The 12,146-nt window shown below is 66.8% G+C and carries 15 protein-coding genes and 1 pseudogene; 7 read left to right on the forward strand and 9 right to left on the reverse strand.

From position 1 onward, the window contains the following. The first annotated feature begins 197 nt into the window (after positions 1 to 197). Both ACY0PA_RS02430 and ACY0PA_RS02435 read left to right on the forward strand, forming a co-directional pair. Positions 198 to 1,178: a phosphotransferase family protein gene (locus ACY0PA_RS02430; protein WP_473083106.1), complete on the forward strand. Its 981-nt coding sequence runs from the start codon at positions 198 to 200 to the stop codon at positions 1,176 to 1,178. Between the two features lie 196 nt (positions 1,179 to 1,374). Then, positions 1,375 to 1,869, forward strand: coding sequence for a hypothetical protein (locus ACY0PA_RS02435; RefSeq protein WP_473083107.1), 495 nt, complete (start codon positions 1,375 to 1,377; stop codon positions 1,867 to 1,869). Between the two features lie 67 nt (positions 1,870 to 1,936). Here the strand turns inward: ACY0PA_RS02435 and ACY0PA_RS02440 are convergent, their stop codons facing one another. Both ACY0PA_RS02440 and ACY0PA_RS02445 read right to left on the reverse strand, forming a co-directional pair. Further along, positions 1,937 to 2,344 (reverse strand): hypothetical protein, encoded by a 408-nt coding sequence (locus tag ACY0PA_RS02440; protein ID WP_473083108.1) that lies wholly within the window; start codon positions 2,342 to 2,344, stop codon positions 1,937 to 1,939. A gap of 181 nt (positions 2,345 to 2,525) precedes the next feature. After that, a complete protein-coding gene (locus ACY0PA_RS02445) occupies positions 2,526 to 2,921 on the reverse strand; it encodes a hypothetical protein (RefSeq protein WP_473083109.1) in 396 nt (131 codons plus the stop codon). A gap of 122 nt (positions 2,922 to 3,043) precedes the next feature. Here ACY0PA_RS02445 and ACY0PA_RS02450 point away from each other — a divergent pair, with 122 nt between their 5' ends. Continuing rightward, positions 3,044 to 3,451 (forward strand): hypothetical protein, encoded by a 408-nt coding sequence (locus tag ACY0PA_RS02450; protein WP_473083110.1) that lies wholly within the window; start codon positions 3,044 to 3,046, stop codon positions 3,449 to 3,451. 166 nt (positions 3,452 to 3,617) lie between these two features. Here ACY0PA_RS02450 and ACY0PA_RS02455 read toward each other — a convergent pair whose 3' ends face one another. Beyond that, positions 3,618 to 4,034 carry a hypothetical protein gene (locus tag ACY0PA_RS02455; protein WP_473083111.1) on the reverse strand — a complete coding sequence of 139 codons (417 nt, stop codon included), beginning with the start codon at positions 4,032 to 4,034 and terminating at the stop codon, positions 3,618 to 3,620. 205 nt (positions 4,035 to 4,239) lie between these two features. Here ACY0PA_RS02455 and ACY0PA_RS02460 point away from each other — a divergent pair, with 205 nt between their 5' ends. Next, entirely contained in the window at positions 4,240 to 4,710 is a 471-nt protein-coding gene (locus ACY0PA_RS02460; RefSeq protein WP_331719947.1) for a helix-turn-helix domain-containing protein, read from the forward strand. Further along, a complete protein-coding gene (locus ACY0PA_RS02465; protein WP_473082046.1) occupies positions 4,599 to 5,381 on the forward strand; it encodes an IS630 family transposase in 783 nt (260 codons plus the stop codon). Before ACY0PA_RS02460 ends, ACY0PA_RS02465 begins: the two co-directional genes overlap by 112 nt. Before the next feature lie 104 nt (positions 5,382 to 5,485). Here ACY0PA_RS02465 and ACY0PA_RS02470 read toward each other — a convergent pair whose 3' ends face one another. Beyond that, on the reverse strand, positions 5,486 to 5,695 hold the full coding sequence (locus ACY0PA_RS02470; protein WP_473083112.1) for a hypothetical protein: 210 nt from the start codon (positions 5,693 to 5,695) through the stop codon (positions 5,486 to 5,488). A gap of 260 nt (positions 5,696 to 5,955) precedes the next feature. Here ACY0PA_RS02470 and ACY0PA_RS02475 point away from each other — a divergent pair, with 260 nt between their 5' ends. Further along, positions 5,956 to 6,372: a hypothetical protein gene (locus ACY0PA_RS02475; protein WP_473083113.1), complete on the forward strand. Its 417-nt coding sequence runs from the start codon at positions 5,956 to 5,958 to the stop codon at positions 6,370 to 6,372. A gap of 11 nt (positions 6,373 to 6,383) precedes the next feature. Continuing rightward, entirely contained in the window at positions 6,384 to 9,092 is a 2,709-nt protein-coding gene (locus ACY0PA_RS02480; RefSeq protein ID WP_473083114.1) for a tetratricopeptide repeat protein, read from the forward strand. A gap of 2 nt (positions 9,093 to 9,094) precedes the next feature. On the opposite strand, the gene ACY0PA_RS02485 is transcribed toward ACY0PA_RS02480, so the two are convergent. From ACY0PA_RS02485 to ACY0PA_RS02505, 5 genes and pseudogenes are all read right to left on the reverse strand, one after another. Continuing rightward, the gene (locus tag ACY0PA_RS02485; protein WP_473086641.1) at positions 9,095 to 9,274 is read right to left on the reverse strand and encodes a hypothetical protein; all 180 of its coding nucleotides are present in this window, start codon (positions 9,272 to 9,274) and stop codon (positions 9,095 to 9,097) included. 36 nt (positions 9,275 to 9,310) lie between these two features. Then, positions 9,311 to 10,177: pseudogene (locus ACY0PA_RS02490) on the reverse strand (IS701 family transposase); the annotation flags it as partial. A gap of 69 nt (positions 10,178 to 10,246) precedes the next feature. Continuing rightward, the gene (locus tag ACY0PA_RS02495) at positions 10,247 to 11,029 is read right to left on the reverse strand and encodes an IS630 family transposase (protein WP_473082046.1); all 783 of its coding nucleotides are present in this window, start codon (positions 11,027 to 11,029) and stop codon (positions 10,247 to 10,249) included. After that, positions 10,918 to 11,388 (reverse strand): helix-turn-helix domain-containing protein, encoded by a 471-nt coding sequence (locus ACY0PA_RS02500; RefSeq protein WP_331719947.1) that lies wholly within the window; start codon positions 11,386 to 11,388, stop codon positions 10,918 to 10,920. Before ACY0PA_RS02500 ends, ACY0PA_RS02495 begins: the two co-directional genes overlap by 112 nt. 297 nt (positions 11,389 to 11,685) lie before the next feature. Further along, a complete protein-coding gene (locus ACY0PA_RS02505) occupies positions 11,686 to 12,123 on the reverse strand; it encodes a cupin domain-containing protein (protein WP_473083115.1) in 438 nt (145 codons plus the stop codon). Positions 12,124 to 12,146 lie beyond the last annotated feature (23 nt).

The following is a 12,146-nucleotide window of genomic DNA, read 5'->3' on the forward strand; positions in this document are numbered from 1 at the left end:
GGGCGTGGTGTGCCCGGTACGGCGTGCGGGGGGGGCGACGGCGGTGCGCCCGGTGCTGCTCCTCGGCCTGCCGCCGGATACCTGTTCTTGCCACGCATAACACCTGCGAACAAATCATTCGGCGTTAATCGATGACTCGCGTAGGGTGCCCCAGTCATCGAGGCGGAAGGCGGGTTGCGGGCGTGGCACCCAAGAAGGTGACGCGGAATCAGTTGGGGGTTGCGGCGCGGGCGGCGCTGGGTGGAGGGCGACGGCTGGAGGCGGTCGAGCGACTCTCGGGCGGCACCACGAAGGGCGTCTACCGGTTGACGATGGACGACGCCATGACGGTGATCGCCTATCCGTGGGAGGACTCCGAGAACTACTGGCCGGCTACCGAGCACGATGGCGACCTCGCCGATCCGTTCTCGCCCGGCATCGGGCTCGACCTGTTCGAGGCCGCGCATGCGCGGCTGGAGGCGCTGGGCCTTCGGGTCCTCAAGATCCACCTGGTCGACCGTGACCGCACCCACTACCCGGCCGATCTCGCGATCGTCGAGGACGTGCCTGGCGAGGACCTGATGGACCTGCGCAACCGCGACCCGCGCGCCGCGGAGCCGACGATGATGCGCCTCGCTGAGAGCCTTGCGGTGATGCGCGGCCACCGGGCGCCATCCTTCGGCAAGGTGGCCCTGATCGACGGGGGCGGCACGTCACTTTCGGCCTCGTGCGAGCAGGCAGCGCTCGCCTTCGCGCTGCGCTGCCTCGCCGAGGCGACCACGCGCGACCACAGGATCGCCGACGCCCGCGATCAGTTGGAGGAGCGGCTGCGTCAGCTGACCGCTTCGGTGCGTCCGCGCGCCGAGTACTCCGTCGTCCACGGCGAGTTGGGCCTGGACCACGTCATGGTCGACCGAGACGGCCATCCCGTCGTGATCGACATCGAGAACCTGCTGTACTTCGACGTCGAGTGGGAGCACGTGTTCCTCCGCCTCCGCCATACCAGCAGCCAGTATCAGCAGCTGGCGGTGGACGGACTCGACGAGGACCGCCTCGCGCTCTACAAACTCACCCAACACCTGTCGCTGACAGCCGGCCCGCTGCGCCTCCTTGACGGGGACTTCCCCAACCGCGAGTTCATGCGAGGGATCGCCGAGCATCATCTGAACGAGTCGCTGGCGATGGTCCCGGCGATTTGAAGACGCGACCTGCGTGTTTGTGCCAGGGCTGTGTGACCTACGAGATCGTTGGCCAAGAATAAGCCAGACGAAACCCTCCGAAATGACGTCAGCACATGGGACGGCCCGCCGCCCGTGAGGGCGGCGGGCCGTCGTCCGATTGCCCGGCCCGCCGCGCGGCGGGCATGCTGCGCGTTCCGGAGATGAAGGGGTGAGCGTGTCCGAAGACGACGGCACACGGGCGGCGGAAGCGTCGCTCAGGAAGGCCGTGGAGCAACTGAGCGGTGACAGGGCGGGAGATGACGCCCAGGCCGCCCAGGAGGCCGTACAGGCGCTCCACGACGGCTCTGTACAGGAGTGGACGCCCGAGCAGGAGAGGCAGATCCGGGCCACGGTGGAGCAGATCCGCAAAGTGCGGGATCTGAACCGGCCGGGCGGGGGCGGCTGGCGTCGTCGCCGGGCGTGGCGGGCGCAAGGACGCCTGGCCGACCTGGTGGAGGCCGGCGGCCCGGAGCTCGTGAACGAGGCGGAACTGCGGCACTGGAAGAGCCACGTCATGGTGGAGCTGCTGCTGGAGTTCGCTGGCGGCGCGATGAAGCCGGACGACACCACGAAGGCGCTCAGTCGGATGGAGACGCTGCACGCCACGATGTACGAGGACTTGCAACAGGCGAAGAAGATGCTGGCCGAACGGAAAGCCGCTTCCGGTTGATCTGTCGGCATGTCACGAGAGACCCCGAACCGGCGCGCGGTTCGGGGCCCGCCTGTGTACGAGCAAGCTACGGGGTCACCAGCCAGTGCTGCCCGGGGGTGCCGCGGTGACCACGCCAGAGTGGCAGGCTGTACCGGGTGACCAGGGTCCACGCGGTCCTAGTGGCGTCCTCCACCCATGCGTGTCCCGCGGCGGGGAGGCCATTCACCCCGCGCAGCCACTTGGTGATCTGCTCTTCTGGGATATGCGTGTTGTCCTTTCCGAGGTACTTGAGGACGTACACCGCGAGGTAGTCCACGTCCTGCGCGCGGCCCTGACCGTTGAGGATGGGCCTGAGCCGGGAGGCGAACTTCTTTCCGATGCTGTGGTCGCCCTCACCCCAGAGGGAGGTCACCTCTGGCCCCCTCAGCATGTCGAGCAGGTCGATCAGGTGGGCGGGGTCGGGGTCGTCGGCGAGAGTGATTGGTTCGGTCACAGGCGGCTGCCTCCGAGAAGTTGTGGTTGAACCCGGCGCCGCCGATCATCACGGTGCTGGTTCAGGAACACGCCAGTGATGGGCAGAACTGCCCGATTCGCAGCTTGTGATGGCCGAGATCATCCTGCGTCCCTCAGCCGGATGTTTACGCGGCAACAGGAGCGTCCGCGTTGTGCGTCAGTTACGCAACGAGCGGGCGCCGGGGCCGGGGGCACGGCCAGCCTGCAGGGATGGACAAGTTGATCGAGCTGGCCGGCGCGCTCGTCTCTGGGGCGGTCATTGCCGGCAGCAACTCGGCCGCACGTCCGAAGCCCACCTCAACGCTCTGCGCGTCCGTTCCGCCGGCGATCCGGGCCCGGACGGCGCCACCGGCACAAGCCATCATGGCCAGCAGAAACGTCCTCGCGCGCTCGGCTGGCCCTTCCCACAGCAGCCGGTTGGCGGCGGCCCCAGCCTGCAGTTCCGCCACTGCCACCGTCATCGCATCCGCCTGCACCCGCAGCGCCCCGACCTCGGCCTGCTGCTCCTCGCGGTTGCGGGCACGGTTGGTCAGCCACGACGCCAGGAGCTCAGTCACAGTTCCCGGCATTCCAGCTCACGGCGGCCGCGCCCTGCTTGCTGGCCACCCGCTCCCGGCTCGCGACGGTGGCGCGCCCCAAGCCCCTGGCAGCCGGCCGCATGCCGTGAGATCGTCCGCAGGTGAGCGACACTGCTGGTGGGGATACCACCTCGGGACGACCGGACGACCGCACCGCGTCCGCACTGCGCTTCGCGACGGAACTCGTCGCCTGGGTGACCACCCCATGGGCCCTGGCCGGCCACTCATGGCTGCTCGCCGCCCTGTCCGTGGTGGCCCTGATCGGCCTTCCGACGCTCTTCTCCACCCCGGGGGACAAGGCCAACGTGATCATCGCGGTGCCGGGCTGGGTCACGATCCTGCTGGTGCTGCTCCAGCTCGCCGCGGCCGTGGTCTCCTCCTGGCTGGCCTGGCCCGCCTGGGCGGCGGTCCCCGTGACCCTGCTCGCCGCCGCCACCCTCGTCACGGAGCGTCCACGTTGGTGGTGGCTGATTTCCGCGAACCGACTGAAGCGCTCACCCGCCAATTGAAGTCCGACCACAACAGGGACGCGGCGCTCGTGCAGGCGCCTGACCTACAGTTCGATGTCGAGCCGCTCCACGTCGGTGAACTCCACGCCTAGACCGCCACCATCTACCTGGCCGGACTCCACATCGCAGGCATCTTCCTCTGGTCCGCCCGGTGATCCAGTGGGGACTACGATCTGGCGATCTCTTGCCGGAGCTGGTGGGTGAAGCGACGCAGGAGGTTCAACGTCTCTCGGAACTCGGCCCGGCGGTCGTCCCTGCCGTCGGTGGGCCGGGTGCTCCAGACCCGACGCGCGAGGGCATCGGCGAGATCGACGGTGTCGTTGGAGCAGAGCAGGTAGAGGGCTGAGCGTGCTTCCTGCAGCCTGTTCGCCAACTCGTTGGCTCCCGGACCGTCGTCACTCAGCTGTGTTTCCTTCAGGTAGTCCAGTAGCTGAACTACGGCTGTGTTGAAGCCGATCCCGGCTTTGAGCGTCTGTTCGCGGAGCCACATGCGGTCCTGTCGGCGCGCGGTGAACCACGACCCGAACACCACCCCTATGAGGCCGATAGCGGCCCCGATCGCCACGGACAGTATGTTCTCCACGGTCAGCTCCCCCCGACGTACAGCGACGCCAGGCTACAGAGGCCGTCGGAGGCGCCGCACTCGATGAGCGCGCTCACATGCCAAGGGTTCGGTGATCCGAACGAAACGGCCTAGTAGCGTGTCGTTGCTTAGTTCTGGGTTGTTTGGTTGGGATGGTGGGGTCCGGCAGATGTTGCTTCCCTTCTGCCGGACGGGAGTTGGGGTGATGGGTTCGCAGAAGAAGAGGCCGGTGGTGCTGACCGCGGCTGATCGTGAAGAGCTGGTTCGGGTAACCACGACGGGTATCCATCCAGCCTCGGTGATCAGGAGGGCGCGGGTGCTGCTCGCGCTCGACACCTCTGCAGGCGCGATCGGCTCGCAGGACGCGGTCGCGGCCCGGGCCGGAGTCTCGGGCGAGACACTGCGGCTGGTGGCCAAGCGGTTCGCCGAGACCGGTGGCGATGTTCACGCCACGGTCACGCGGAAGAAGCGCGAGCTGCCGCCGGTGCCCTCGCCGGTGACCGGTGAGGTCGAAGCCCGGCTGATCGCGATGGCGTGCTCACAGCCACCCCAGGGCTATACCCGGTGGTCGCTGCGCTTGCTGGAGAAGCATGTCGCGCTGGTCGAGGACATCCCGAACCTGGATCACTCCACCATCGGGCGGGTCTTAAAAAAACGGAACTGCGTCCTCATCTGAAGAAGTGCTGGACCATCCCGCCGAAGGCGAACGCGCAGTTCGCGGCCCGGATGGAAGACGTACTGGCCGTCTATGCCCGCCCCCATGACCCGGCACGTCCGGTCGTGTGCATGGACGAGAAGCCCTACCAGCTCCTGGGTCATGCCCGCGCCCCGCTCCCGGCCCTCCCTGGCCACGACGCCCGCCAGGACAGCGAGTACATCCGCTGCGGCACCTGCTCGATCTTCTGCTGGGTCGAGCCCCTGGCCGGGTGGCGCCGCGTCCAGGCCCTGCCCCGGCGCACCCGGACCGACTGGGCCGGCCAGGTCGAGCAGCTCCTGACCGTCAACTACCCCGACGCCGACACGGTGGTACTGGTGATGGACAACCTCAACACCCACACCATCGCCTCGCTCTACGAGGCATTCACCCCCGACAAAGCCTTCGCCCTGGCCCAGCGCCTCGAGATCCACCACACGCCCAAGCACGGGTCATGGCTCAACATCGCCGAAATCGAACTCTCCGCGCTGACCCGCCAATGCCTCGACCGCCGCATCAACGACCTCGACATCCTCAACACCGAACTCACAGCCTGGCAGAACGCCACCAACACCGACCAACGCCAGGTGAACTGGCAGTTCACCACCCACGACGCACGCACCAAACTACGTCACCTTTATCCCAAAAATTAGCTACGACGGTCTACTAGGCCGTGGGCGCGGGAGTTGTTCGCGCGGAAGTACATCTGCGCGAGGCCGTCGGCCGCGATCTGTTGGAGTTGCTGCTCGTTGGCGCCCTACTCGTGGGCGGTGAACAGGCGGTCGGCCCACTGGGGCGGCAGGGCCTGGGTGATGTCGCGGATCCGGGCGTCGTCAGGGAAGTGCCCGCGGCGGCGGGCCTGCGCGAGCTGTGCGGACAGGCGGCGGTACTTCGGAGCGGTGTGCGGGATCTGGCCCTCCACGACGAGCCGGTAGTACACCTGTTCTCCACCGTTTCGATGTCCCATGAGACAACGGGCTGGGCCGTTGAGCTGTGCTGTTCCGGTGGCCGTGGGGTCTGGAGCGAGGCCTTGGGATCGGGGCTGGTTGAGACAGTCAGCTTGATGGGCAGCTTCGCCAAGGTCCCACGACTTGCGCCATCCGTCCTCAGCTTCGGTGGCGGACGGTGGGGACATCATGCATATCAGGAAAGCCTGCTCTCGAAGCTGCGAGGATGGAACAGGCTCTGGAGCCAAGGACGTCGGCTGGATTCGAGGGGGGCGTACGGGTGAGTGCCGAGATCGCGCAGTGGGTTGAGCAAGCGTGGCCCTACGTGGCGAGTGCCGTGGGAGCGTACGGGGTGGCGGTGTTCCAGCGGGCCGAGGACGCTGCAGTGGACGCGACGGCGAATACCGGTCGACGCATGTTGCAGGCGGTCTGGGGCAGGCGGGACGAGCGGGGGCAGGCCGAGTTGGAGGCCGCCGTTCAAGACGTGGCAGAAGCGCCGGATGACGCCGATGCGGTCGGTGCGGTGCGGCAGCAGATCAAGCGGGCGCTGCGGGATGACGCCAGCCTGCGGACTGAGCTGGCTGGGATATTGTCGACTGGAGAGTCGGTGCAGGTGACGGCCTCTGGTACGGGGGCTGTCGCAGCGAATACGGTCGGTGTGGCAATCACCGGAGACAACAACACGGTTCAGCGTTAACAGGAGCGCCCGTGCCTGAGTCGAAGGGCCCGCAAGCGTCGGGTGACCGGTCCGTCGCCGCGGGGACGGTCGGTGTGGCGATCACCGGAGACAACAATCGGATCGTGCATCTGCCACCAGAGGCTGTGCGCTGGGTCCAGGAGATCGAGGTGCCGCCGGGCACCGGGAATCTTCCGCGGTCTGCCGCAGGTGTGTTCGTCGGGCGGGAAGTTGAACTCGCTGAACTGCGGCGACGTCTGACCGATGGAGGTGAGGCGGCGGTCACGCAGGAGTCCGGGACCCGGGCGATCCACGGGCTGGGCGGTATCGGTAAGTCCACGCTCGCGGCCCGGTACGCGCACCGCTATCGCAGCGAGTACACGTTGGTGTGGTGGATCGACGCAGCTTCGACCGGAGACGGTACCGACAACATCCTCTCCGGCCTGGCCACCCTGGCCATGCGGCTGTGCCCGCAGTGGGCCGGGACTGCAGACACCGACGAGCGGGCTGCATGGGCCATCTCGTGGCTCCAGATCCATCCCGGGTGGCTGCTGATCTTTGACAACGTCGAGGATCCCCGCAAGCTGAACCACTACCTGGGCACGCTTCAAGGCGGTCATTACCTGGCAACCAGCCGTATCTCTACCGGCTGGCACAGCATCGCTCCCACTATGCCCCTCGGCCTCCTCGCCCCTGATGCGGCCGTCACGCTGTTGTGCATCCTCGCTTTCGGAGACGAGCACGCGCTCCCGCCAGGGAAGCGAGAGGATGCGGAAGCGTTGGCAGCCGAGTTGGGCTGCCTGCCCCTGGCGCTGGAGCAGGCGGGTGCCTATCTTCACGAGACCGGGATGGCACTGGCCGACTACCGCACTCTGCTCGGCCAGGTCATCGATTCGGACGCGGGCGGGATCGACTCCGAACGCACCATCGCCCGAATCTGGGACCACACTCTCGTCGCTGTCGAAGCCCGCAATCCGCAGTCGGTCACCGTGCTGAGCGCGATTGCTTGGTTTGCCCCCGCCGACATCCCACGGGCCTTGCTCGCTCCCCTGTGCCCGGAACCAGCCGCCCTCGACGAGGCTCTAGGCGTACTGCGCGCCTACAGCATGATCGCCTACGACGCCGAGCAGAGCCTTCATGTCCACCGCCTCGTGCAGACGGTTCTCCGCCACAGGGGCACCAGCGCCCCTGGCGCGTATCGACAGGGCAGAGAAGAGGCAGAGCGCCTCATCCAGCAGGCCACTCCTGCCGCAGGGGCTGCCGCCACGGAATGGCATCGACTCCTGCCCCACTTCATGGCGGTTGCGGACTCGACCCCTGCGCACAATCCACCGTCCACCGACACCGTCGATGCTTACGAAGCGGCAGCGCAGCACCTATATCGGCAGGGGCGCGATGGTCATGCGATACCCCTGCGGACAGCTGTGCTCGCACAGCGTGTGGAAACCCTGGGTTCCGAGCACCCTGACACCCTCACTGCCCGCCACAACCTCGCCGTCTCTTACGGGCAGGCGGGGCGGATGCGGGAAGCCATCGTTCTGCTGGAGCAGGTACTGGCCGATCGTGAACGGCTGCTCAGTTCCGAACACCCCGACACTCTCACCGCCCGCCACAACCTCGCCGTCTCTTACGGGCAGGCGGGGCGGATGCGGGAAGCCATCGTTCTGCTGGAGCAGGTACTGGCCGATCGTGAACGGCTGCTCAGTTCCGAACACCCCGACACTCTCACCGCCCGCCACAACCTCGCCGTCTCTTACGGGCAGGCGGGGCGGATGCGGGAAGCCATCGTTCTGCTGGAGCAGGTACTGGCCGATCGTGAACGGCTGCTCAGTTCCGAACACCCTGACACCCTCACTGCCCGCCACAACCTCGCCCACTCTTACGGGCAGGCGGGGCAGATGTACAAGGCCGTCACACTGCAAGAGCAGGTGCTGGCCGATCGTGAACGGCTGCTCAGTTCCGAACACCCCGGCACTCTCATCAGAGACGGCACCCTGGTGTCTGCGTTGGACGACATGGTCGGCCTTGGCACGGTGCGCGATGCCCACACAGAGCTCAAGAACCGCATTCGGCTCCACCATGTCCGCGGGAAGAGCCTGCCCGGACTGGTGTTCGTGGGGCCGCCCGGGACCGGCAAGACCATGGTGGCACGGCATGTCGGCGAATGGCTCCAGTCCTCGGGGCTGCTACGCAAGGGCCACGTGCGCGAGGTCACGTGCGCTGAATTGGTTGCCGAGTACGTCGGCCAGAGCGCGTCCAAGGTCCGCGCAGTTGTGCATCAGGCCCTCGACGGGGTGCTCTTCATCGACGAGGCATACGCCCTGGCGGGCAATGAGGCTGTCGACACCTTGGTCAGGGAGATGGAGTACTGGAACGACCGACTCGTGGTGATTGCCGCTGGCTACCCGCATGAGATGGACGCGTTTTTGCGCAGCAACAGCAGCATGGCCTCCCGCTTCACGGAGCGTGTGGAGTTTCCCTCGTACAGCACCGAGGAACTCGTCGAGGTGCTGCGCCGCAGAAGTGCCTCCGAGGGCTACATCCTCACGCCGGACGCCGCGGAGCGTGTCGAGCAATGGTTCGACCGACGCCGCGCTGCCCGCACCGACGCGTTCAGCAACGTCCGCGAGGCACGGCAGGTGTTCGATGCTATGGAGGGCCGCCTCGCCCGCCGCTACCAGGCCGACCGGACCATCAACTTCACGTTCATCGCCGAGGACGTCCCAACCCCTGAAGAATGAGCTCAGCAGGGGCCGATGACGTCAGGGCGGGCGGTTCGGCTTTGGTCGAGGTCGACGATCGTGCTGCGGCCGGCGAGTTCTTCGCGGAGGGCTGTGTTGTCGTGGTGGAGTGCGGCGATGACAGTGGCTGCGGCGTCGAGCCGGAGTTGGAGATTGGTCCGCTCGCGCTTGATCTGCGTCAACTCGCGCTTCAGTTGAATCTGGCAGGTAAAGCACTGCGCCCAGGAAGTGCGAGCGCATCGGTCCGCGGGAGCCTTCGTGCCAGGTCACCTCGTTGAAGGCCTGCCGGCCATGGCCGGCAGCCATTGCGGCCACCTAGAACGGGGTGTCTCGGTAGCGGGACTGCGGCTTGCGGCCGTTGCCGGACCACGGCGGCGCGACCGGTTCCACGTCGTCCGGGTGGACGCTCACATCTGAGCGGACGGCGACGACATAGCCGATGCCCCTGCGCTCCAGGCCGTCGCGGAAGTCGGCGTTCTGGCCGTATCCGGCGTCAGCCACCACAGCAGGCGGGACCAGGCCCCATCCGGCCAGCTCATCAAGGGTGTCCAAGGCCAGGCGCCACTTCTCCCGGTGCTCGATCTCCTGCGGAATCCCGGTCTTGTGCCGACGTATCACGTCGTCCGCCCACTCCCGGGGCACGAACAGGCGCCACTGCAGCGGAACCGACGCGGTGTCGGAGACCGCGTGCACGCTCACCGCGACCTGGCAGTTGGCCTGCTTGCCCAACGCCCCGCAGTACTGGTGGGCGACCGCCACCGACATCCGGCCGTCCTTGGGGAACGACACATCATCGACCGCCCAGGCGTCCGGGCCGACCTGGGGCACCATCCGCTGCGCGATCCGCCGCCGCACCGGCACCGGATCCCAGGTCGACTGGTTCACAAACTGCTGCAGGTTCTGCTCGTTGCCGTCCGGCAGCCGCTCCGCCATCGACTGGATCGACTTGCGCCGCCCGTCCAGCATCAGCCCCCGCAGATAAAGTCGCCCTTAGCCCGCTGATCCTTGCGCGGCACCGAGGCGAACACATCAGCCACGAATAACGCCAACTTCGCCCGAGCACGCTTCACTTCGTGTGTGTCCACACACTCAACATGCTCCCGAAAAGGACCGAGAGGAAGACCTAACGGAGTCCGACTAGTAGACCGTCGTAGCTAATTTTTGGGATAAAGGTGACGTAGTTTGGTGCGTGCGTCGTGGGTGGTGAACTGCCAGTTCACCTGGCGTTGGTCGGTGTTGGTGGCGTTCTGCCAGGCTGTGAGTTCGGTGTTGAGGATGTCGAGGTCGTTGATGCGGCGGTCGAGGCATTGGCGGGTCAGCGCGGAGAGTTCGATTTCGGCGATGTTGAGCCATGACCCGTGCTTGGGCGTGTGGTGGATCTCGAGGCGCTGGGCCAGGGCGAAGGCTTTGTCGGGGGTGAATGCCTCGTAGAGCGAGGCGATGGTGTGGGTGTTGAGGTTGTCCATCACCAGTACCACCGTGTCGGCGTCGGGGTAGTTGACGGTCAGGAGCTGCTCGACCTGGCCGGCCCAGTCGGTCCGGGTGCGCCGGGGCAGGGCCTGGACGCGGCGCCACCCGGCCAGGGGCTCGACCCAGCAGAAGATCGAGCAGGTGCCGCAGCGGATGTACTCGCTGTCCTGGCGGGCGTCGTGGCCAGGGAGGGCCGGGAGCGGGGCGCGGGCATGACCCAGGAGCTGGTAGGGCTTCTCGTCCATGCACACGACCGGACGTGCCGGGTCATGGGGGCGGGCATAGACGGCCAGTACGTCTTCCATCCGGGCCGCGAACTGCGCGTTCGCCTTCGGCGGGATGGTCCAGCACTTCTTCAGATGAGGACGCAGTTCCGTTTTTTTAAGACCCGCCCGATGGTGGAGTGATCCAGGTTCGGGATGTCCTCGACCAGCGCGACATGCTTCTCCAGCAAGCGCAGCGACCACCGGGTATAGCCCTGGGGTGGCTGTGAGCACGCCATCGCGATCAGCCGGGCTTCGACCTCACCGGTCACCGGCGAGGGCACCGGCGGCAGCTCGCGCTTCTTCCGCGTGACCGTGGCGTGAACATCGCCACCGGTCTCGGCGAACCGCTTGGCCACCAGCCGCAGTGTCTCGCCCGAGACTCCGGCCCGGGCCGCGACCGCGTCCTGCGAGCCGATCGCGCCTGCAGAGGTGTCGAGCGCGAGCAGCACCCGCGCCCTCCTGATCACCGAGGCTGGATGGATACCCGTCGTGGTTACCCGAACCAGCTCTTCACGATCAGCCGCGGTCAGCACCACCGGCCTCTTCTTCTGCGAACCCATCACCCCAACTCCCGTCCGGCAGAAGGGAAGCAACATCTGCCGGACCCCACCATCCCAACCAAACAACCCAGAACTAAGCAACGACACGCTACTAGTCCAGTATCAGGCAACGTTTGCCCTGTTGTGATGTGACGCACCGCTCGGGAACTGGCGCAGGCGGTGCGTCACCATGAGTCTGCTCGGGTGGCAGAACATGTGCGGTTCGCGAGGTCGATGACGATGAAGGCCCGGAGGTTGCTGCAATGCCCGGCACCCGGATCGGTGTTCCGGACTCCGCACCCTTGTCGATCTCACGGGTCAGTCTTCGGAGGGACGCGGGGCGCGCAGGTGCGCCCGTTCCTTCAGTTCCTCCTCGTCGACCAACGTGAGCATCGGCTGACCCGGCGCGCACAGCATGGTCACCAGGAACTTGGTCGGTGCGTCCGACAGGGCGTTGCCGTCCTGGTAGTGGATCACATCACCGCCTGGCTCCCAGAACGTCCCACCGGCCTTGACCACACGCTCCGGCTCACCCTCGAGCTCGAACCGGAGCGCGCCCTCCATCACGTAGCCGAACGATGGGCCCGAGTGGCGATGCGGGGGGAGCCCGGGGTGACCGGGAGGCCAATCGACGAGGATGGTCATTCCCGAACCACCTTCAGGAAAGAAGGGCGGAGTGACTTCCTGCAGCAACTTGACTTCGGGCGGCAAGGAGACCTCGTGGGCGGTCCCGTGCTCTGAGTTCTTCTCTGACATGTACCCCACCTCCGTAGGCCTGC

The sequence above is a fragment of the Streptomyces sp. DS1-CR2 genome (assembly GCF_055760475.1).